The 20,493-nt window shown below is 72.5% G+C and carries 18 protein-coding genes; 16 read left to right on the top strand and 2 right to left on the bottom strand.

The features are described 5' to 3' along the window. Positions 1-131 precede the first annotated feature (131 nt). From ACIQG9_RS23645 to ACIQG9_RS23605, 9 genes are all read left to right on the top strand, one after another. Positions 132-1,307 (top strand): RNA ligase RtcB family protein, encoded by a 1,176-nt coding sequence (locus tag ACIQG9_RS23645; RefSeq protein WP_400406138.1) that lies wholly within the window; start codon positions 132-134, stop codon positions 1,305-1,307. Further along, positions 1,304-1,927 carry a peptide chain release factor H gene (gene prfH / locus ACIQG9_RS23640; RefSeq protein ID WP_400406135.1) on the top strand — a complete coding sequence of 208 codons (624 nt, stop codon included), beginning with the start codon at positions 1,304-1,306 and terminating at the stop codon, positions 1,925-1,927. Before ACIQG9_RS23645 ends, prfH begins: the two co-directional genes overlap by 4 nt. A 234-nt stretch (positions 1,928-2,161) precedes the next feature. Continuing rightward, positions 2,162-2,629, top strand: coding sequence for a hypothetical protein (locus ACIQG9_RS23635; protein WP_400406457.1), 468 nt, complete (start codon positions 2,162-2,164; stop codon positions 2,627-2,629). After that, positions 2,629-4,029, top strand: a complete 1,401-nt coding sequence (locus tag ACIQG9_RS23630; RefSeq protein WP_400406132.1) for a hypothetical protein — start codon at positions 2,629-2,631, stop codon at positions 4,027-4,029. The genes ACIQG9_RS23635 and ACIQG9_RS23630 overlap by 1 nt, the downstream gene beginning before the upstream one ends. Next, entirely contained in the window at positions 4,026-5,417 is a 1,392-nt protein-coding gene (locus ACIQG9_RS23625) for a VWA domain-containing protein (RefSeq protein WP_400406129.1), read from the top strand. The genes ACIQG9_RS23630 and ACIQG9_RS23625 overlap by 4 nt, the downstream gene beginning before the upstream one ends. A 12-nt stretch (positions 5,418-5,429) precedes the next feature. After that, positions 5,430-6,542 (top strand): AAA family ATPase, encoded by a 1,113-nt coding sequence (locus ACIQG9_RS23620; RefSeq protein WP_400406127.1) that lies wholly within the window; start codon positions 5,430-5,432, stop codon positions 6,540-6,542. Further along, positions 6,539-9,355 (top strand): DUF5682 family protein, encoded by a 2,817-nt coding sequence (locus tag ACIQG9_RS23615; RefSeq protein ID WP_400406124.1) that lies wholly within the window; start codon positions 6,539-6,541, stop codon positions 9,353-9,355. The genes ACIQG9_RS23620 and ACIQG9_RS23615 overlap by 4 nt, the downstream gene beginning before the upstream one ends. Before the next feature lie 166 nt (positions 9,356-9,521). Then, positions 9,522-11,030, top strand: a complete 1,509-nt coding sequence (locus ACIQG9_RS23610) for a phosphoesterase (protein WP_400406121.1) — start codon at positions 9,522-9,524, stop codon at positions 11,028-11,030. Between the two features lie 446 nt (positions 11,031-11,476). Continuing rightward, a complete protein-coding gene (locus ACIQG9_RS23605) occupies positions 11,477-14,224 on the top strand; it encodes a M14 family zinc carboxypeptidase (RefSeq protein WP_400406118.1) in 2,748 nt (915 codons plus the stop codon). A gap of 73 nt (positions 14,225-14,297) precedes the next feature. Here the strand turns inward: ACIQG9_RS23605 and ACIQG9_RS23600 are convergent, their stop codons facing one another. Further along, entirely contained in the window at positions 14,298-15,203 is a 906-nt protein-coding gene (locus ACIQG9_RS23600; protein ID WP_400406115.1) for a hypothetical protein, read from the bottom strand. Positions 15,204-15,386: 183 nt separating this feature from the next. Here ACIQG9_RS23600 and ACIQG9_RS23595 point away from each other — a divergent pair, with 183 nt between their 5' ends. Both ACIQG9_RS23595 and ACIQG9_RS23590 read left to right on the top strand, forming a co-directional pair. Further along, positions 15,387-15,674 (top strand): DUF1905 domain-containing protein, encoded by a 288-nt coding sequence (locus ACIQG9_RS23595; RefSeq protein WP_400406112.1) that lies wholly within the window; start codon positions 15,387-15,389, stop codon positions 15,672-15,674. A 63-nt stretch (positions 15,675-15,737) separates the two neighbouring features. Continuing rightward, positions 15,738-16,445 carry an HAD family hydrolase gene (locus ACIQG9_RS23590; RefSeq protein WP_400406109.1) on the top strand — a complete coding sequence of 236 codons (708 nt, stop codon included), beginning with the start codon at positions 15,738-15,740 and terminating at the stop codon, positions 16,443-16,445. Between the two features lie 94 nt (positions 16,446-16,539). On the opposite strand, the gene ACIQG9_RS23585 is transcribed toward ACIQG9_RS23590, so the two are convergent. Then, complete coding sequence (locus ACIQG9_RS23585; protein ID WP_400406106.1) at positions 16,540-16,692, bottom strand: Trm112 family protein; 153 nt, start codon at positions 16,690-16,692, stop codon at positions 16,540-16,542. Between the two features lie 401 nt (positions 16,693-17,093). Here ACIQG9_RS23585 and ACIQG9_RS23580 point away from each other — a divergent pair, with 401 nt between their 5' ends. From ACIQG9_RS23580 to ACIQG9_RS23560, 5 genes are all read left to right on the top strand, one after another. Then, entirely contained in the window at positions 17,094-17,987 is an 894-nt protein-coding gene (locus ACIQG9_RS23580) for an LLM class flavin-dependent oxidoreductase (RefSeq protein WP_400406103.1), read from the top strand. Positions 17,988-18,059: 72 nt separating this feature from the next. Then, on the top strand, positions 18,060-18,365 hold the full coding sequence (locus ACIQG9_RS23575) for a hypothetical protein (protein ID WP_400406100.1): 306 nt from the start codon (positions 18,060-18,062) through the stop codon (positions 18,363-18,365). Between the two features lie 5 nt (positions 18,366-18,370). After that, positions 18,371-18,877 (top strand): hypothetical protein, encoded by a 507-nt coding sequence (locus tag ACIQG9_RS23570; protein ID WP_400406097.1) that lies wholly within the window; start codon positions 18,371-18,373, stop codon positions 18,875-18,877. After that, entirely contained in the window at positions 18,877-19,461 is a 585-nt protein-coding gene (locus ACIQG9_RS23565) for a hypothetical protein (protein WP_400406094.1), read from the top strand. Before ACIQG9_RS23570 ends, ACIQG9_RS23565 begins: the two co-directional genes overlap by 1 nt. After that, positions 19,458-20,492: a phosphoribosyltransferase gene (locus tag ACIQG9_RS23560; protein WP_400406092.1), complete on the top strand. Its 1,035-nt coding sequence runs from the start codon at positions 19,458-19,460 to the stop codon at positions 20,490-20,492. The genes ACIQG9_RS23565 and ACIQG9_RS23560 overlap by 4 nt, the downstream gene beginning before the upstream one ends. Position 20,493: the final 1 nt, after the last annotated feature.

Here is a 20,493-nt window from a genome sequence, read left to right as displayed (position 1 = left end):
CCGGCGGGGCCTCCGGGAGGGTGGTGTCCATGACGTTCTGACGGACCGCACCCCGTAGCTCCGAGGCCACCCGGCACCGACCCGTGCCGTGGCTGCCGTCCGCCACCCCCCTCCGCGAAGAGCGAGCGTCTGTGTCTCAGCACCAGTCCGGGCAGGAGTCCCGGCCCCCGTCCACTTCGGCCACCGTCACCGTGTTCGCGTCCCCGGCGAGCTGGATCGAGTCCGCTGCCGTCGCGCAGTGCCACCAGGTGGCCGCCCTCGACGGCATGATCCACGTCGCCGCCATGCCGGACCTGCACCCGGGCAAGGGCGCCCCCATCGGTGCGGCCATGACGTCGACCGTGCTGTACCCGTTCCTGGTGGGCTCCGACATCGGTTGCGGCATCGCCGTGTTCCCCATCGCGCTCAGGCGCGCCGTACCCGAGCGGCTCGCCGCCCGGTTCCCCGACCTCGACCGCGCGCTCGACCCCGCACGGGATGCCGACGACCCGGCCTGGGCCGTCCTGGACGGCGATGTTCCCGCCGGCCACGTCGAGGGCCTCGGCACGGTCGGCCGGGGCAACCACTTCGTCGAGCTGGCACGGATCGACACCGTCTTCGAGCCGGATCACGCGAGCCGGCTCGGGCTCGTCACCGGCGACCTCGTCCTCATCGTCCACAGCGGGTCCCGAGGGCTGGGCGAGCGGATCCTGCGGGCGCACACCGAGGTCCACGGCGCGGGCCCCACCCCTGCTCCCGCCGCCTACCTGGCCAGGCACGACGACGCCGTACGCTGGGGATCGCTCAACCGGCGGCTGCTGGCCGCCCGGGTCGCCCACGCCCTGGGAGCCGAGCCCACCGCGCCGATCGTCGACCAGTGCCACAACCTGGTCGAGGTGCACGACGGGAACTACCTGCACCGCAAGGGCGCGGCGCCGGGTGACGGCCGTGACGTGCTCATCGCCGGCACCCGGGGCACCCCGTCCTACCTCGTGGCCGCCCACGCCGGCCCGGAGGCCAACCACTCGGTGGCGCACGGCGCGGGCCGCAAGATGTCCCGCGCCGACGCCCTCCGCCGGGGTCGCACCAAGCACACCGTCGAGGAACTCCGCCGGACGCCGGTGGGGTCGCTGGTGGTGTGCGGCGACCGGCAACTGCTCTTCGAGGAAGCCCCGACGGCCTACAAGCGCATCGAACAGGTGGTCGCCGACCTCGTCGACCATGACCTGGCCACCCCCGTGGCCAGCACGGTCCCCCTGGTCACCTACAAGACGCCCGACGCCGGGTCCACGCCCCGACCGCAGCGCCGCCGGCGCGGCCGGCGATGAGCGCGTACCTGCTCATGTCGGCCGGGCGTGGTCCGCGGGAGTGTGCCTGGGCGGTGTCCCGGCTGCTGCGCCGGCTGGAGGCCGACGCCGCCCGGCACGAGCTGACGACCCGCCGGGTCCAGACCGTTGCCGGGGACCGGCCCGGCACCTACCGGTCGGCACTGGTCCGGGTCGGCGGCACCGGCACCGGCGCGTTCGCCGCCTCGTGGACCGGCACCCTGTGCTGGCAGGCCCCCAGCCCCTACCGGGCGACCAGCGGCCGGAAGAACTGGTACGTCACCGTCCAGCCGTGCCAGGTGGACAGCCCGGTCACCACGTTCGCCGAGGCCGACGTCGACATCGTCGCCTGTCGCACCGGCGGCCCCGGCGGCCAGCACCGGAACAAGGCCAGCACGGCGGTACGGGCGACCCACCGTCCCTCGGGGATCGTCGTCGTGGTCGACACCGAGCGACAGTTGGGCCTCAACCGCCGGCTCGCCATGCGGCTGCTCCGGCAGCGCCTCGAACAGGGCGACGACGCCGTCCGACGCGCCGTCACCACCGCCCGCTGGCGGGTCCACGACGAGCTGGTACGCGGCAACCCCATCCGCGTCGAACGTCCGGAACCGCCGGGACGGTGACGGCGGCCCCGCCCCGCCGGGTGGCCCGCCGACACCGACGCTGACCCGGGGCGGGCGACCCGCACGGCGGCGCACGGTGCGCGCGACGTGTCGTACCCATGGGCCATGATCTTGTCGTCACGGCGGCGCCGGCACCGGTCGGCGCACGCATCACCATGGGCGACGCCGGATCTTCGGCGGGCGGGAGGACGAGCAGTGACCGACGCTGACGAGGCCGCGGGGCGGCGGCGTAGCGTGCTGGCGGTGGTGCCGCCCGCCCGGCCCCGCAAGCTGGCCAAGGTGCCCTTCGTCGAGCTGGCCGACGGGCGGTTGCAGGGCGTGGTGTCCAGCGGGTCGGACATCGAACGGGTCTACGTCTCGTCGGTGACCGCCGGCACCCACGCCTACCACTGCAGCACCAACAACAACCGCCCCTGCGGCGGGCTGCGCGGCGCGCCCTGCAAGCACCTGGACGCCCTCGCCGAGGAGGCCGTGCTGCAGTACGGCGTCGACCGGGTCGCCCGCTACCTGCGGGTCGACGCCGGCGACGGGGTGCGGACCGGGGCCGAGCTGCTGGCCCGGATGGACACCCGGCACGAGCCGACCTCGGCCGCCGTGGTGTTCAGCCGGTTCCTGCGCCACCTGGCCTACCTCGAACTGCCCGACAGCACGGCCCCGCTGCCCGAGCTGCACTGGTTCCCGTCCACCGGGGTTGGTCGCTGATGCTGGGCACGCACCTCGCGCAGTTGCGCGACAGCATCCCGGTCGGGCTGACCGAGGCCGACGCCGTGGTCGCCGGCTTCGACGACGCCCTGGTGCGGGGCTTCGCCCGGGTCGGCGAAGCGGACGCCGCCGCGCTGGCGGCGCTGGCCGGCGCGGTGGCGGGCACGCCGCTGGGCGACCGGGTGGCCGAGGCGGTGGGCACGGTGGCCGCCGGCTCGGCCGGCCAGGAGCACCTGGCCGCGCTGGCCGGGGCCCGGTCGGCGCTGCTCGGCGCGGCCCACGACGCCCTGCTCGGCCAGTTCGACACCGCCCTCGGGCGGGACCGGACGCCGTGGCCGCCGGCCGGCGGACCGGCCGGTCCCTCCCCCGCCCGCGCCGCGGCCCGGGCCTGGCTGCACGAGGTGGCGCTCGGCGGGTGGCGTGGCGTCGACCACGAGCTGCTCTCCGCCGTCGGGACGCCGGTCGAGGCGGCGCTGGCCGAGCCGGGGTCACGCCGGCTGGCGGTGCTGCTCGACGGGCTCGCCGCCGAACTGCGGGCCAGCCTTCCGGTGGCCACGATGCCGCAGGTGCCCGCCCGACGCTGGGCGGACCTGTGGTCACGGGGCGTGCTGCTCGCCCAGGACGGGCCGGGCCCGGCCACGGCGGAGGGCGTCGAGCGGATCTCCGGGCGGCTCCTGCCGCTCGGCGTGGACGTCCACGAGCACGACACCGCCGTCCAGGTGCAGGTGCACGCGATCCTCGAACCGTCCGACGGCGGTCGGCCCCGGCTGGTCCGCGCGGCGGTGGGCGCCGCGAAGGTCGAGACGATCACCGGGCCGGCGGTGTGGCGGCTGTTGCAGGCGCATCCCGTCCTGCTGACCGCGCTCGCGCAGCGGCGGGTGCTGACCGTCACCGACCTGCCGCTGCACGGCGGTGACCTGCACTGGGTCGACGGGCAGGCCCACGCCGGGGAGCCCGCCGACCCGTTCGCCACCGCCCGGGTGCTGCTCGCCACGGCCACCGCGACGGCCACGCCGCCGCTGGACCGGCACCCGGCGGCCATCGCCGAGCCGGTGCTGCTGGAGGGCTACCTGGTACGGGAGGACGACGCCACGCTCACCGTCGAGCTGGACGGCCACCCGGTCACGGTCGCCGTCGACCGGCTGCCGTCGGGCGGCCCGCTCACCCCCGCGCTGGTCGCCGGGTCGTCGTCCTGCCTGGGCCTGGCCCGCTGGGACGGCGGTCGGTGGCTGGTCCAGCCGCTGGCGGTACGGGCCACCGTCAAGCGCAGGGTGGTCGAGGCGCACAACGGCGACTGGGCGTGTGGCGTGACCGACCCGAAGGTGGCCAAGGCCGAGGCCAGGGCGGGCGACGCCGTGGCCGTGCTGCGCGAACGCGCGGGACGGTTGCTGCGCCGATGAGCGACTCCGTGATCCCCGGCGACCTCGCCGCCGCCAACCGTCGCCAGGTGCTCTACTGGCGGCTGTTGGGCCGGCTCTTCGACCCGGACGAGCAGCCCACGCTGGAGTCGGCGAGCGTGGCCGTCGTCGACGACCTCGGTCTGCCCGCCGCGCTGCTGGACCCGACCGTCTCGGTGGACACCGTGGTCCAGCGTTTCCCGGCCCTCGCCGGCGAGCTACGCGGGCTGCTCGCCGACACCGACACCACGGACCACGGCGACGCCACGGGCGACGCCGACGCCACGGACCACGGCGAGACCACGGACGACGCCGGGCCGCACCGGCCCGGCGAGGCCGAGGTACGCCGGGCCGCGCTGGTGTCGAAGCTGCTGCTCAACGTCTACGGCACCGGATCCGGGCCGGTCAGCGCCGGCCAACTCGCCCGCTGGCAGTCCGACGCCGGGTGGTTCGAGCAGGCGCTCGGCTGCCCGCCGGGTGAGCTGCGCCGGCAGGGCACCGGGCTGGGTGCCACCCTCGCCGGCCTGGAGGGTGACCTGGTCCGCCGGATGCACCTGCGGGAGGTGCTGGCCGACCCGGCGCTGGCCAGCCAGCTCACCCCGAGCATGTCGCTGATCGAGCAACTGCTGCGGGACAAGGCCAACCTGTCCGGGGTGGCGCTGGCCAACGCCAAGGCGCTGATCCGGCGCTTCGTCGACGAGGTGGCCGAGGTGCTGCGCACCCAGGTGGAGCAGACCAGTGTGGGGACGATCGACCGGTCGGTGCCGCCGAAGCGGGTGTTCCGCAACCTCGACCTGGACCGCACCATCTGGCAGAACCTGACCAACTGGAGTCCGGAGGACGAGCGGCTCTACGTCGACCGGCTCTACTACCGGCAGACCGCCCGCAAGACCACCCCGTCCCGGCTGATCGTGGTGGTGGACCAGTCCGGGTCGATGGTCGACTCGATGGTCAACTGCACCATCCTGGCCTCGATCTTCGCGGGTCTGCCCAAGGTCGACGTACACCTGATCGCGTACGACACCCGGGCGTTGGACCTGACCCCGTGGGTGCACGACCCGTTCGAGGTGCTGCTGCGTACCAATCTCGGCGGCGGCAACGACGGGCCGGTCGCGATGGCACTGGCCCGCCCGAAGATCGTCGAGCCGCGGAACACGGTGCTGGTGTGGATCTCGGACTTCTACGAGTTCGACCGTTCCCAGCCGCTGTTCGACGGCATCGAGGCGGTGCACCGTTCCGGGGTGCGGTTCATCCCGGTCGGCTCGGTCAGCAGCTCCGGCCAGCAGAGCGTCAACCCCTGGTTCCGGCAACGCCTGAAGGACCTGGGCACCCCGGTCATCTCCGGCCACATCCGCAAACTCGTCGTCGAGCTCAAGAGCTTCCTCACCTAGGAGACACCCCTCATGTCCGAGATGCTGCGTGCCCCCGCCGAGGTCAAGTACGCCGACGAACTCGACTACCTGGAGTCGGTGGACACCGGCCCGAAGCCGTTCTCGTGGCGGCTGAGCCCGCGCATGGTCCGGCTGTTCGTCCTGGGCTCGGAACGGGCCGACGGCCTGGACCGGGAGATCCCGCAGAAGTGGTTCGGCGACCGCAGCTTCGTCGAACGCAGCATCGTGACCCTGGCCTCGGACCGGGGACTGCTGCTCATCGGCGATCCGGGCACCGGCAAGAGCTGGCTCGCCGAGCTGCTGGCCGCGGCGATCTGCCGCAACTCCACGCTGGTCGTGCAGGGCACCGCCGGCACCACCGAGGACCACATCAAGTACTCGTGGAACGTCTCGATGGTCATCGCCAAGGGGCAGTCCCGCGAGTCGATGATCCCGTCGCCGATCATGACCGCGATGGAGCAGGGCGTGGTGGGCCGCTTCGAGGAGCTGACCCGCTCCACCAGCGACGTGCAGGACGCGCTGATCTCGATCCTGTCGGAGAAGTACGTCTCCATCCCCGAGCTGAACGACGACAACATCGTCTTCGCCCAGCCCGGCTTCTCGATCATCGCGACCGCGAACAGCCGGGACCGGGGCGTCAACGACCTGTCGTCGGCGCTGAAGCGACGGTTCAACTTCGTCCGGATCCCGGTGGTCACCAACAAGCGCAGCGAGGCGGAGATCGTCCGGTTCCGCACCGAGGAGCTGCTGCGCCGGCACCAGATCGAGCTGGACGTGCCGCCCACCCTGCTGGACATCCTGTTGCAGAGCTTCGCCGACCTGCGGGCCGCCGCCACGTCGGCGACCAGCGACGACGAGAAGCTGGAGTCGGCGCTGTCCACCGCCGAACAGATCGGGGTGCTGGAGGACGCCATCCTGCACAGCCAGTTCTTCGGCGACCGCACCCTGCGGGCGGAGACGCTGGCCGGATCCCTGATCGGGTCGCTGGCCCGGCGCAGCCCGGAGGACCTGGCGATCCTCAACAAGTACCTGCACGGGGTGGTGGAGCCCCGGGTCAAGAAGGACGGCGGCGGCTGGGCGGGCTTCCTCGACGGTGGCCGCCAGGCGATCGCCTCGCTGTCGTGACCACCCCCACCACCGTCGCCGGCCCGTTCGGGGCGCTGCGGGAGCAGCTCACCGACGCGGTCGCCACGTTCGCCGGCTCCCCGGACGCACTGGCCGGCATCCTCGCCGGCCTGGTCGACGACGTCGACCGGGCGCTGGGCGAGCGGCTGGAGATCTTCCCGGTCTGCCACCACTCGCCGGCCTCGGCGCTGGCGATGGTGCGCCGGCTGCGGCAGAAGCAGCCCAAGGTGATCTACCTGGAGTTGTGCGAGGACCTCCAACCGCTGCTGGGCGAGCTGCGCAACTGCCGGCTCCCGGTGGCCGTGCAGGCGTTCGCCTCGGAGCTGGCCGGTTTCCCCGCCGAGTGGGGTCCGCTCAGCGTCGTCGCCCCGGTCACCGAGGCGTCCGCCGAATACCAGGCCATCGCGTACGCGCTGGAGACGCCGGGGGTGGAGCTGGTGCTGGTGGACCGCTCCACCGACCACGTCTTCCAGTGGTCGCCGCGCGACGACACGCCACCGGAGCAGGCCGCCGAGCCGGGCGTCGACGCGGGCGAGCAGGCGGCGCTGCACGGCGACGCGGTCGGCGTGGAGATCGGCGACCTACGGCCCCGGTTCGCCGAGCTGGAGGCGCACCTGCTGCACCACGGCAAGGTGCGGCACTGGTCGGAGTGGTGGGACCAGTACGTCGAACGGCCGCTCACCGACGCCGACCACGACACCTACCGGCAGGTGATGGTGCTGATCGGCAGCCTGTTCCGGCGGTTGCGCCCGGCCGGGTCGGACCGCACGGACCGCGACGAGGACCGCGAGCGGTACATGTGGACCCGGATGCGGCAGCACCTGGCCGCCTCCGGTGCCGACCCGGCGGACTGCCTCTACGTGTGCGGCGCGTTCCACGCCGCCAGCCGGGTCGAGCAGTTCGGCCTCGACTCCCCCGCCCCGGACTTCGAGATCACCGCCCGTACCGACACCCGCTGGCGGTACGGGCTGATCCCGTCCAGCCACTCGGCCATCGAGGCGCAGTTCGGTCTCGCCCCCGGCTCGGTGTCGATCGCCGCCGCCACCTGGACCAAGGCGGTGAGCGGGTCCGGTCTGGTGCCGTACCGGCTGGACGGTCAGCGGGGCGGGAAGACCCGGGGCCGGCGGGGACCCGCCGGGGTGACGACCCCGTCGGCCGGGCCGGTCGCCGACCGGCTCTCCGGGTTCCTCGCCGCGCCGCCGGCCCTGCACGGGCTCGACGAGGCGGAGCTGCGCGGCTGGTGCGTGGACATCGTCCGGCTGGCCCGGCGCAACGGGTACCTGGCCAGCACCGCCGACGCGATCGCGGTGTTCGAGACGTCGATCCTGCTGGCCGGGCTGCGTAACCGGGCCCGGCCCACCCCGTACGACTTCGCGGACGCGGCGGTGACCTGCATCGAGAAGGACGTGGTGCCGGGGCGACGGGACGTGCGCCGGCTCTGCGAGATCCTGCTCGGCGGGGACCGGATCGGGCAGGTCGGCTACGACGCGCTGCCGCCGCTGGCCCGCGACGTCCTCGACCGGCTCCAGCCGCTCGGCCTGGACCTGGAGAAACGCACCATCCAGCGGGCCCTGCTGGACCTGCACGCCACCCCGGAGCTGGCCGGCTGCTCGGACCTGCTCTGGATGCTGCGGCACCTGCTGCCACCGGACGCGGTCCGTCCGATCATGGGCGAGCGCCGGCTCGGACAGCGGTCGATCCAGGAGAGCTGGGACCTGGCGCTGGGCCGCAACCAGCGCGCCCTGATCGAGCTGGGGTACGAGGGGGTGACCGTCGAGCAGGTCCTGGAGCAGCGGCTACGCCGGGCGGTACGCGGCCCGGACGCCACCGCCGCCGGTGCCCTCGCCGCCGTCGAGGACGCGATCCGGCTGCTGGACAGCCCCCGGCTGGTGGACGAGTTGGGCGCGCGGGCGGTGGAGCTGCTCGCCACCGAGCGCACCGTCGACGACGCGCCGGAGGTGCTGCGCCGGATCCGCCGGCTGCTCGCCCACCACCGGGCCACCGCGCCGACCCTGCCGGCCTGGTGCGAGGCGTTCGTCACCACCGGGTACGCCCACTACTGCACCCTGCTGCCGACCGCGTTCGTCGAGGAGGAGACCGGGGTCCGGCAGGTCGGGGCGATGCTGGGCTTCCTGTTCAGCATGGAGAGCCTGGCGCTCTCCCTGGGTTGCGACCGGTCCCAGCTCGAACTCGCGGTGGCCCAGTCCCACCCGGAGACGCCGGCCAAGGTCGCCCTGCTCTGGGCGGCCCGCCACCAGCTCGGCCTGCTGCCGCTGGCCGAGCTGCGGGACCGCTGCCGGGAACTGCTGTCCAACCCGCTGGTGGTGCCGGCCTTCCCGCGGTACCTGTCCGGTTTCGTGCACGCGCTGGAGCCGGTGCCGGGGCTGGCGCCGTTCGTGGTGGAGACGATGTCCACGGCGTTCGCCCGGCTGCCCGACCCGATCCTGCTGCCCTGGCTGCCCACCCTGATCACCACCCTGCGGGAGCAGGGGCCGGAGCTGGTGCCCCTGCTGGTCCGGGAGGCGGGGCGCACCTTCCCGGGAACGCTGCCGGCGCTGGACGCCTGGGTGCCGCCGTGGGTGGGCAGCACTACCGCTCGCCCGCCGGTGGTGGAGAAGTTCGGGCCGGTGGGGCCGGTGCACACCCTGCTGGCCGGTCACCCGGGGGCGGTGGACGCGGTCGCCGCGCTGCTCGGCGTGCCGGGCGGATGGCGGACACCCGACGGCGGTACGGCGGGTACGGCGGCGTCCGCCCTGGTGGCCGTCCACCCGGCCACCGCCGAGGCGGTCGCGGCGCTGCTCGGCCGGGACTGACGGGCGCGGGACGGTCGGGGCGTCGTGAGGTGCGGTCGCGGCGCTTCGACGTCCGTCGTGGTCCACAGCATTCACGCCGGCCCCGCGCCCCGTACAGCGGTTGTTCATCGCCCTCTCGGAGGCTTCGTGATCGACACGGCCACCGCTGGATCGAGGAGGGCTCCCCGTGCAGGACAAGGATCTCGATGACGCCGGACGCGGGCAACTGTCGCGGCGGCAACTGGTGAAGTACGCCGGCGTCGGCGCGACGCTGGCCGCCGCCGGCCCGTTCGTGGGCGCCGACCCGGCCCGGGCCGACGAGGACCGCCGCCCGGACGACGGCAAGGACGGCCGGGGCCGGCCCGGCACCCGGAGCTGGCGGGCCGGCGACCACCACGTGCACTCCGAGTACAGCGGCGACTTCGACACCACCACGAACCCGCCGACCTTCCGCAAGGGCGCCGACGCGGTCTACCCGATCGTCACCAACGCGATCATGGCGAAGAACTTCGGCCTGACCTGGGCGATGTGCACCGACCACGGCGGGCCGACGCACTCGAAGGTGAACCTGGAGCAGGCGTATCCCGACCTACTGCGCTCCCGGCGGCTGGTGCCCGAGGTGTTGCAGTTCTGGGGGATGGAGTTCGACGCCCCCGCGCTGGACCACCACACCCTGATGATCCCGCGTCACGACGACGAGGCGAAGCAGCTCTTCGAACTGGAGAGCCGGTTCGCCAAGCGCGACCCGTTCCCGGCGGATCCGGGCCGGGACACCGAGGCCAAGATGGTGGAGTTCCTCCGGGTGGCCCGGGACATGCCGCACAAGCCGCTGGTGATCGCCCACCACGCGTCCCGCTCGGCCACCGGCCTCGGCGTCTACGGGCAGGACACTCCGCGCGAGTTCCGCAACGGCAACGACGTGGCACCGGACGTCTACGTCGGGTTCGAGGGCGCCCCCGGGCACCAGGCGGGTCCGCTCAACGGGGGCCCGCGTGGTGGCTACGGCAGCCACCCCACCTACGGCGGCTACGACCAGATGACCGCCCGGGTGGGTGGCCTGTGGGACGCGCTGCTCGGCGAGGGCCGGCGCTGGTGGATCACCGCGACCTCGGACTCGCACGTGCACTGGTCCCGTGGCGGCGCGGACTTCTGGCCGGGCGAGTACAGCAAGACCTACGTGCTGGCCCGGCAGGACTACGGCGACATCATGGACGGCCTGCGCCACGGGCGGGTCTGGGTCACCACCGGCGACCTGATCACCAGCCTCGACCTGACGGCCAGCAGCCAGGGCCGCTCCGCGGCGATGGGCGAGACCGTCACGGTCAGCCGCCGCAACCGGACGGACGTGGACATCGAGATCAGGTTCCGGCCGCCGGCCGGTACGAACGGCAACGGGGACCGGCCGCAGGTCCGCCGGGTCGACCTGATCGTCGGCCGGATCACCGGCCCGAGCCGCGATCTGGACGCCGACACCAACCCGACCACCAGTGTCGTCGCCCGGTTCGGCCCGCGTGACTGGCGCCGGGAGGGTGCCGACCAGGTCATCCGGCACACCCTGCGCGGCGTGGAGACCGACATCTACGCCCGGGTGCGTGGCACCAGCACGGACGAGGTCGAGCCGCTCGCCGACGGGCTGGAGAGCCCGTGGAGCGACCTGTGGTTCTACTCCAACCCGGTCTTCGTCCACCTGCGCTGACCGGTCCGGCCTCGCGCCCGCCGTCGCCGCCGGCGGCGACGGCGGGCCGCCGGCACCCGGCGGCCCGGTCGGCGTAGGTCATCGCCGCCGTGGGCTGGTCATCCGGCGGCCGGTGGGCCAGGTCAGCCCCCACGTCGTCACGCACACCGTCAATGCGCTCCAGACCGCAACAATGGTGACGCCGGGGACGCTTATCCACTGTGGACCGGACGAGCCCATCGTCAATCGCCCGCGTTCGACCTGGTGTGCGTCAATTGGCAGATCGCGTACCGGCACTCGGATGTGAATCTTGACCACCCGAAAGCGCAGGTCCTAGGCTCCGGGAACCCTTGATTCATTTCCCGGGAAGGGAAACGGGACACCTCATGCGACCTGCAGAATCTCGATCCACACTGGTTCCCACCAAACGACTGGCGAGCGCCGCCGCAATCGTACTACTGGCCGGAATGACACCCCTACTGGTCGGTCCGTCGGCGGCTGCCGCGCCCCCGACCACGACCTGCAGTACCGATCCGACCGCCCGACTGGCCGCCGTGCCCAGCCCGGAGAGCTTCCTCGGCTTCCCGCTCGGCACCGGTCAGGAACGAGTGGTCACCAACGACGAGGTCCGTGGCTACCTCGCCGCCGTGGACACCGCCTCGAACCGGGTCATCACCGGCACCATGGGCACCAGCGTGCTCGGCCAGCCGCTGCCGTACGCGATCGTGTCCAACGAGCGCAACGTCCGGCCCGCCGTGCTGAAGGGCATCGCCGAGGACGTCCGCTCGCTGCGTGACCCCCGGCTGGTCACCCAGAAGCTGGCCGGCGAGATCGCCGAGGCGAGCCCGGCGATCGTGTGGGTCACCGCCAACATCCACGGCGGGGAGAAGAGCGGCACCGACGCCGCGCTCAAGACGCTGTACGAGTTGGCCGCAGGGCTGTCCTGCGAGGTCCAGAAGCGCAACGACAACCTGGTCACGATCATCGTGCCGACGCAGAACCCGGACGGCCGCGACGCCAGCCGGCGGCAGAACGAGTACGGGTTCGACATGAACCGGGACTGGTTCGCCCGCACCCAGCAGGAGACCGACGGCAAGATCGAGCTGATGCGGAAGTACCCGCCGCAGGTCTTCGTCGACGCGCACGAGATGGGGGGCCGGCAGTACTTCTTCCCGCCCAACGCCGACCCGATCCACCACGAGATCGCCGGTGAGGCGGTCGACTGGATCAACCGGATCGGCGAGGCCAACAAGGCCGGGTTCGGCTACAACGGCGCCTGCGGCGGCGCGGTGACCACCGAGTGCTACTTCAACTACTCGACGTACGACCTGTTCTTCATGGGGTACGGCGACACGGTGCCGGCCGCCGGCTTCGGCGCCGCCGGCATGACGTTCGAGAAGGGCAGCTCGTCGGCGGTGGCCGACCGGGTCCAGCAGCAGTTCCACACGCAGTGGGCGACCCTCGGCTGGGCCGCGGCGAACAAGCGCGAGGTGCTCAACGGCTGGTTCAAGATCTGGAAGGACGCGCTCGCCGAGGGGCGGGCCGGGACGCTGGAGCCGAACGAGGTGGTCCAGCCGACCAACACCGTCCAGTTCCCGGTGCCGAACCTGTCCATCCGGTCGTACTTCCTGCTGCCCGACCGGCAGCTCGCCGACGCGCGCCAGCTCGTCGAGCGGCTGCGCCGGATGGACGTGGAGGTCTACCAGGTCAAGAAGGCGGTCAAGCTGCCCACCGCGAAGATCTTCGGTGGGCGCTCGGCGACCAACCTGACCGTGCCGGTGGGCTCGTACTGGATCCCGATGAACCAGCCGCAGAAGCACTGGATCCAGGCGATCATGGGCGAGGACCCGTACACGCCGTTCCCGTACTTCTACGACGTGTCGTCGTGGAGCAACCCGCTGCTGTCGGGCGTGAACGCCGTCTACACCGGCGCCGACGTGAAGCCCAACGCGGAGCTGATCGACAAGATCCAGAACACCGGTGGCGGGAAGATCCTGGCCGCGCCGCCGAAGAAGGGCTCCTACACCTACGCGCTGGACTCCGCCGCCGCCGCCGAGTTCACCTTCACGCTGCTGGGTCAGGGCGTCGAACTGGTCCGTGACCTGGACACCGGTGAGGTGGGCATGCCGGCCGGCGTGCTGACCCCCGAGCTGAACACGACGGCCAAGAAGCTCGGCGTCACCCTCACCCCTTACACCACGGGGGCCGTCGGCACCCCGATCAGCCGGCCGGACGTCGGGCTGTTCCAGGGCACCGGCATCTCCACCACCTCCGGTTCGCACGGCGAGGCCCGGTACGTGCTGGGCAAGCGGTGGGGCCTCGACCTCACCCCGGTCACCACGGCCGACATCAACGACAACACGCCGGCCTTCACCAACCGGACGGCGCTGCTGGTGCCGGACGGCAGCAGCGCGACCGGCGGGCTGACCGCCGCCGGGCAGGCCAACCTGCGGAACTGGATCGCCCAGGGCCACACCTACCTCGGCCTGCGCAACGAGGGCACCCGGCTGGCCCGCGCCGCCGGCCTCACCTCCACCACCGAGAAGACGAAGCCGAGCGGCTACACGGTGATCGGCTCGCACCTGCGGGTCAACGTGGACGGCGGCAGCCCGGTCGGGCTGGGCCGACCGGCGGAGGACTTCGAGTTCAACAACAACGACCCGATCCTCAACCCGAGCAGCACCGGCACGAACGTGCTCAGCTACCCGACCGGTAGCACGTTCTGGGCCAACGGCTACACCGTGCAGGGCGACACGCTCAAGGGCACGGTCGCGGTGGTGGACGAGCCGACCGGCGCCGGCCGGGCGGTGCTGTTCGCGTTCAACCCGCTCTTCCGGGCGTACAACGAGAGCGGTCTGCACCTGGTGGCCAACGCGCTGCTCTACCCGACGACCGGCGGGGCGGCCCGGACCGCGCCGTCGCGGGCGGCCGACGTCGACCCGGCCCGCGCCGCCGCGGCGGCCACGCCGGTGGCGGAGAACCTCGGCGGCGAGTGGCGGCCGTTCACCATCGAGGTGGCCGCGGGCGACCTGGCCCGCACCGGGGCGCTGGTCGACCGGTACACCGACACCGCCCGGGTCTCCGTCGTCAACGGCTCGGCGTACCTGACCATCCCGAACCCGGACGGTCTCCAGGTCGACGAACACCCGTTCCTGGGTGACCTGGTGCGGACGCTGGAGGCCGAGCGGATCCCGCTGCGGTCCGTGGTGGGCTGACGACCCAGGAGGGTTGGTGCCGGCCGGGCCCGTCGGGTCCGGCCGGCACCGTGTTCCGGGTGGGCGTGGCGACTCAGGACAGGAACTTGTCCAGCGCGGCCTCGATGGTGCCGCTGTCCGGCGACGCGTACGCCTTCATGGTGACCTTGTTGTACGAGATGAAACTCGGGCACCGGTTCGCCGGGGCGCTCACGGTGCCACCGTCGCCGATCTTCTCGCCGGTCTTCGCGGCGAAGAACGTGAGCTGGTAGCGCGACGAGATGTAGGAGACGCTGACGACCTTGTCGTCGCTGTCCTTGTAGTCGCACTTCTTGGGCGCGCCCTCGCTGCCCGGCACGACCGTCATGCAGCCCACCACCGACACCGTCTCGAAGGCGCTCGACCGTGCGTAGTACGGCTTGTCCGAGCCGACCGACTTCGACGACCAGAACGTCGTCCGCTCGGGGTTGTTCGCGAAGACGTACGCCTTGGCGTCGGACGGGCCTCGGTAGGCCGCCGCGTTCAGGATCGGGCTGCCGTCGCACACCGAGGACAGGTCGCTGGAGTAGCGGGCGGTCACCGCGTTGTTGTTCGGCTGTTCCTGCGGCCCGGACTGCTGCGGGGTGGCCGAGGGGTCCGTGCCGTTGGTGGCACCCGGGCTCGGACTGCCGGAGGCGACGGGGCCGGCGTCGTCGCTGTTGACCAGGGCGAGCCCGATGACCCCGCCGCACAGCGCGAGGATCAGCACCACCCCGCCGACGACCAGGCCGATGATCAGGCCCTTGTTCGACTTCTGCGGCGGCGGGACGGGAGCGCCGAACTGCGGGGGTTGTCCCGGCGGCCCGTAACCCGGCGGCCCGTAGCCTGGCTGGCCATAGTCCGGCTGGCCGTAAGCTGGCTGGCCGTAAGCCGGCTGGCCGGCGGGCGGCGCCGGCGGCCCGCTCCACGGGGTGACGTTCGGATCCGGCTGCCCTCCGTACGGAGGGTAACTACTGCTCATGTAAAGCCCTTATCGCTGTCGACGGTACCCAGGACTTGGATCATCGGTCAGGGTAGTGACGGGCACAAACCGAGGCGCTTGTCGATTCGCGGCGACCAAGTCCGACCGACCACGCCCGGTGAGCTGACGTCACCCTCCGTAGACGGCACGGTCCGGCCCCGGGTCGGCCCCTAAGCTGACCGGATGGACCTGGAGTTCAGCGGCGAGGTGTGGTTCTGGAAGGGCCCCGCGCCATGGCACTTCGTCACGGTGCCCCCCGCGGAGTGCGCCGAGTTGGCGACGGTCTCGGCGGCGGTCAGCTACGGCTGGGGCATGGTGCCGGTCGCGGCCCGGATCGGGGGAACCGGGTGGCCGACGTCGCTGTTCCCGAAGGACGGTGGGTACCTCGTGCCGGTGAAGGCGTGGGTACGCGAGGCCGAGGGGGTCGAGGTGGGCGACGTGGTGACGGTCCGGCTGACCGTCGACGTCTGACCGGCCGCCGTGGCGGGACCACTGACGCGCGTCGGTGCGACCCCGACGTACTAGGCTGGTGCGGTGATCCAGGCAGTGATTGTCGACGTCGATGACACCCTGTGCCTCACCGAGGCGGCTTCCTTCGCGCTGGAGAACGAGGTGCTGGCGGCCATGGGCCGCGCGCCGATGTCGCGCACCGTGCACCTGGCGACCTGGGGCGAACCGCTGCTGGACGCGATGCCGAAGCGGGCACCGGATCTCGACCTGACCCGGTTCGCGGCGCTCTACCAGAGCGCCCTGGAGCAGTACATCGCCGACGGCCGGCTGGACGTGATCCCGCCGGAGAACCTCCGGGCGTTGGACGAGTTCGTCCTGGCCGGCCGCGCGGTGCTGCTGCTGACCTCACGCACCGAGGCGGAGGTGCGGCACATGCTGATGCCGGACCACGTCCTCGCCGGCCGGGTGAGCGCCGTCTACCACGGCGGGAACACCCGGTTCCGCAAGCCCGACCCCCGGGCGTTCGACGAGTTGCTGGCGGCGACCGGCCTGCCACCGGGCCAGTGCGTGTACGTCGGGGACTCACCCGGCGACGCCCTCGCCGCCGGCGGCGCCGGACTGCATTTCATCGCCTCCCTCCAAAGTGGGGTACGACGACGCGCGGATTTCGACGACCGCTACGTCAGCGCCTACGTCGAGGCATTTCCCGACATCGTCGGGGTGGTCGAGCGACTGGATCGCACCGTGCCCTCCCCGGCGCGTGGCCGCCGTCCCCGACAATCGACAAAATAGGCGCAGCGGGCGGGCGGCTCGATGTGCCCGCCGGGGAATGGTATCGACGTCACGGGGCGGCGTCCCGGCGTCGACCCGCCGCCTGATCCGACGGCTATTCGGTCAACAGCACGGGTATCCCGTCGCGGACGGGAAAGACCGTTCCGCACCGGGCGCAGGTCAGTACGCCGGCCTCCGGTGACCAGCCGAGGTCACCGTGGTCCACGGGGCAGGCCAACAGTTCCAGGAATTCCTGATCAGCGCGCATCGGCGTCCTCCACGGGCGGCACGGACCCTTCTGCGGCGGGACCGTCGTTCGCGCGGAATCGCACGCGGCCACGCCGGTGGCGCCTGGCCGGGGCAGGAACCCTTCCTCCGGACGGCGCTCGACGTTGGTCAGCGTAGCGGGCGACCGGCGCGTTGCACAGAAGTTCCGTCCGGGCGGTGGCCGGCGGTCGGACGACAGTTCCGCCACCGATATTCGCCGGGACGGAAATCCCATCGGCAATTCCCATGCGGCGACAATCGCCACTTGCCGCCGCAGGCAGCACACGTGTTGACCCATGTGAATGCCGCAGCTATCGTCGAATCTCCGATGAAACTTTCGCGATAGGACCGCGTCATCGAGCGCGGCCCGTGGTCGCGCGTGGACAATGATCGGGGCACTGCATGTCGGAAAGCCGGGCGGACAGCCCGCTGAGGTATGCGATATCTGTTCCTCCACACGGCGATTACGGAGATCCCCGATTCCTGGCGACCCTCGCCGAGGAGGCCGAGGAGGCCGGCTGGGACGGATTCTTCCTCTGGGACCATCTCGCATTCATGAGGGGGTACGCGGGGCCCATTGTGGATCCCTGGATCAGCCTCGCCGCCATCGCCACGGTGACCACCCGGCTGCGGATCGGACCGATGGTGACGCCGCTGGCCCGGCGCCGCCCGTGGAAGGTCGCCCGGGAGACGGTGACGCTCGACCACCTGTCGGCGGGACGGCTCATCCTCGGCGTCGGCCTCGGCTATCCGAGGGACTCCGAGTTCGAGGACTTCGGGGAGGACGGCGACGAACGGGTCCGCGCCGAGAAGCTCGACGAGGCGCTCGACGTCATCGAGGGCCTGTGGTCGGGGCAGCCGTTCAGCTACTCCGGCCGCCACTTCCAGGTGCGGGACTGCACCTTCCTGCCCCGTCCCGTGCAGCGGCCCCGGATACCCATCTGGGTGGGCGGGTACTGGCCACACCGCCGGCCCTTCCGGCGGGCGGCCCGCTGGGACGGGGTGCTGCCCGGCCGGCTGTCCCTGGAACGGCGGCGGGCCTGGACGCCCACCATGATCCCCGTCGACCAGTACCGGGAGATCGCCTCCTTCGTCTCCGCCCGACGGGCGGCCGAGCCGACCTTCGACTTCGCCATCGGCGGCTACACCGACGGCGACGGCGGACCGGCCGACCGCGAACGGGTCGAGTCCTACCGCACCGCCGGTCTGACCTGGTGGGTGGAGAACCTGCACGGCTTCCGCGGCGACCTGGAACAGATGCGACGGCGCGTCAAGCTCGGCCCGCCGAGGATCTGAGCACCACCCGCCACCAGTCCGCCGGTCTCCGGTGGAGCCGCACCGCCCACCGGCGCTCGCACAGGAGGATCAATGCAGTCGGACATCGTTCAGGTCGGCACCAGGCTGGTGTATCAGGACGACCGGGTCCGCATCTGGACGCTCGACCTGGCACCCGGGGAGGAGACCTCCGTCCACCAGCATCCCTGCGACTACGTCTACGTCGTGCTGACCCCCGGCCGGACGGAGACGGTGTGCACGGACGGGACGGTGCTCCCCGGCGACGACAGGACCGGGGACGCGGTCTACCACGAGTCCGGGCTCCCCCACCTGCTCAGGAACGTCGGCACGACGGCATACGCGAACGTCATCGTCGAACTCGTGTCGACCGGGCGGTGATCGGCATGAGCCCGGGGCGTGCGTACCAGGCGTTGGTCGACAACGACGTCGACCTGATCACGGCGGTGCCGGACTCGCTGCTGGCCCCGCTGCACCGCTGCGCGGCCGAACGCCAGGAGATCGCGTACGTGCCGGTCTGCGACGAGGCGACCGCGGTCGGCATCGCCGCGGGCGCACGCCTGGCGGGAAGCCGGAGTCTGGTGCTGATGGAGAACTCGGGCCTGCGGCGGGCCTGCGAGACCCTGGCCCGGCTGACCCTCAGCCACCGCCTGCACACCGTGCTCCTGCTGGCCCGGCGGGGCGCGTTCGGCGAGGGCAACTGGTGGGGCCTGGCGCACGAGGAGACCATGGGCCCCCACCTCCGGATGCTGTCGGTGGCCACGGCGGAGGTCGACTCGGTGGACGCCCTGCCCGACCTGCTCCGCCGGGCGTACCGCACCCTCGACACGGGGCAGCGCAGCGTCGCGCTGGTGGCCAATCCGCTCTTCGTCGAGGAACTGCGGGGCCGGTGATGCGGACGTCGGAACTGCTCACCGCGCTGCTCGACCGGCTGCCGCCGGACTGCCTGCTCGTGGCCACCCTCGGCCGTACCGGTGCGGAGGTGTACCGGCTCGCGGCGTCCCGGACCCTGGTCACCGACACCATGGGCGACGTCGCGGCGCTGTCGGCCGGCCTGGCGATCGGCGCCCGGCCGCTGGCCGTGGCGGGCATCGACACCGACGGCAGCTTCCTGATGAACCTGTCCGTGCTCACCGCGCTGGGCGCCCAGTTGCCCACGCTGGACAACCACACCCTGGTGATCGTCGACAACGGGCTCTACGAGTCGGCCGGGGGGATGCCGAGCCGCCGCACCCACCTGGACTGGCGGCTGCTCTTCGCGGCGGTGGGCCTCACCGCGGTGGTCGTCCGGGACCCGGCCGAGCTGCCCGACCGGCTCCCGGCGTCGGGGGTGGTCGTCGTGGCCGCCGTCACCGACGACGACGAGCCACCGGCGGCGACCAGGCCGGTGGACGGTGTGGAGTCGTCCTACCTGATCGAGAAGTACCTCGCCCGCCAGCGGGGCGTCGCGTTCCGGCAGCCGGCGGTCAAGACATGAGGCTGATCTCGACGACCGGCGGCAGCGCCCTGTACGAGTGCCCGCACGACGGACCGGCCCGGGTGCTGCTCTGCTCGACCGACCCGTCGCGTCGGCTGCTGACCGACCCGGCGGTGTCCGGCCACCGTTACCGGCTGCTGGTGCGCTCCGCGGTGGCCGAGGCCCTGACCGCCTGGCGCGGCGACGCCGCCGGTGAGCGGTGGCTCGGGTCCGGGCAGCCCTCGGTCGTCACCATCCTGCGGGGCGGGCTGAGCTTCGGCCTGGAGGAGGCGGTCGTGGTGGCCGGCGGCGCCGACGCCGACGTCAGCTTCGTCGGCACCGAACGGGCCGTGGGCGAGGGGGTGCGGACGACGTACGAGCGTTGGGAGTTCGGCGCGGGCCCGGCCTTCGTCGGCGACATCCTCGCCACCGGCGGGACGCTGCGCGCCGTGCTGTCCCGGCTGCGGGACGCCGCGACCCGGCGCGGGGTCCGTCCCGCCGCCGTCGTCCTGGTCGTCATCGGTTCGGCGGCGGGCGTCGACGCCGTGCAACGGTTCGTCGCCGACTGGGATGCCGCGGACCGGCCGGACGTCACGATGATCGCCCTGGAGGCGCTGTACGACGTACCCGCGTCCGGCACCGTCGCGCCCTTCGCCCGGCACCCCTTCGACCTGCTCCGCACGGTGGTCGGGTCGACCCCCGAGTACGAGTCGGCCCGGTTGTCCTCGGTCGACAGCCTGTTCGAACGCTGCGCCGTGTACGACGGCGGGGTACGGGCCTTCACCCCGTCCGCCCACGCCGACGAGCGGGCCGGCTGGTGGGCGGGGGTGCTGCGGCGGAAGGTGCCGCTGGCGGTGCTCGGCGCGCACACGGCGGGACTGGCCGACTACCGGCTTGCGCCGGAGCAGTGGCGCCGTCGCCTACGGTGGTCCGGACAATCCGGCGTGGACCTGGACCTCGTCTACGAACTCGGCCGGCGGGCATTGCGCTACGCCGAGACCACGGCCACCGCCGACCACGTGCACGATCGACTCGCTGAAGGAACGCCCTGAC

The sequence above is a fragment of the Micromonospora sp. NPDC092111 genome, assembly GCF_044755745.1.
Lineage (GTDB): Bacteria > Actinomycetota > Actinomycetes > Mycobacteriales > Micromonosporaceae > Micromonospora.
The sequence above is the reverse complement of the archived record's forward strand: the minus strand, read 5'-3'. Positions and strand labels throughout refer to the sequence as shown.

Bases quoted from the DNA above. Each gene is read 5' to 3' on its own strand.
- prfH (WP_400406135.1), top strand. From the start codon at position 1,304: ATGAGCGCGTACCTGCTCATGTCGGCCGGGCGTGGTCCGCGGGAGTGT.
- ACIQG9_RS23630 (WP_400406132.1), top strand. From the start codon at position 2,629: ATGCTGGGCACGCACCTCGCGCAGTTGCGCGACAGCATCCCGGTCGGG.
- ACIQG9_RS23625 (WP_400406129.1), top strand. From the start codon at position 4,026: ATGAGCGACTCCGTGATCCCCGGCGACCTCGCCGCCGCCAACCGTCGC.
- ACIQG9_RS23620 (WP_400406127.1), top strand. From the start codon at position 5,430: ATGTCCGAGATGCTGCGTGCCCCCGCCGAGGTCAAGTACGCCGACGAA.
- ACIQG9_RS23605 (WP_400406118.1), top strand. From the start codon at position 11,477: ATGACACCCCTACTGGTCGGTCCGTCGGCGGCTGCCGCGCCCCCGACC.
- ACIQG9_RS23600 (WP_400406115.1), bottom strand. From the start codon at position 15,203: ATGAGCAGTAGTTACCCTCCGTACGGAGGGCAGCCGGATCCGAACGTC.
- ACIQG9_RS23595 (WP_400406112.1), top strand. From the start codon at position 15,387: ATGGACCTGGAGTTCAGCGGCGAGGTGTGGTTCTGGAAGGGCCCCGCG.
- ACIQG9_RS23585 (WP_400406106.1), bottom strand. From the start codon at position 16,692: ATGCGCGCTGATCAGGAATTCCTGGAACTGTTGGCCTGCCCCGTGGAC.
- ACIQG9_RS23580 (WP_400406103.1), top strand. From the start codon at position 17,094: ATGTCGGAAAGCCGGGCGGACAGCCCGCTGAGGTATGCGATATCTGTT.
- ACIQG9_RS23575 (WP_400406100.1), top strand. From the start codon at position 18,060: ATGCAGTCGGACATCGTTCAGGTCGGCACCAGGCTGGTGTATCAGGAC.
- ACIQG9_RS23570 (WP_400406097.1), top strand. From the start codon at position 18,371: ATGAGCCCGGGGCGTGCGTACCAGGCGTTGGTCGACAACGACGTCGAC.
- ACIQG9_RS23565 (WP_400406094.1), top strand. From the start codon at position 18,877: ATGCGGACGTCGGAACTGCTCACCGCGCTGCTCGACCGGCTGCCGCCG.
- ACIQG9_RS23560 (WP_400406092.1), top strand. From the start codon at position 19,458: ATGAGGCTGATCTCGACGACCGGCGGCAGCGCCCTGTACGAGTGCCCG.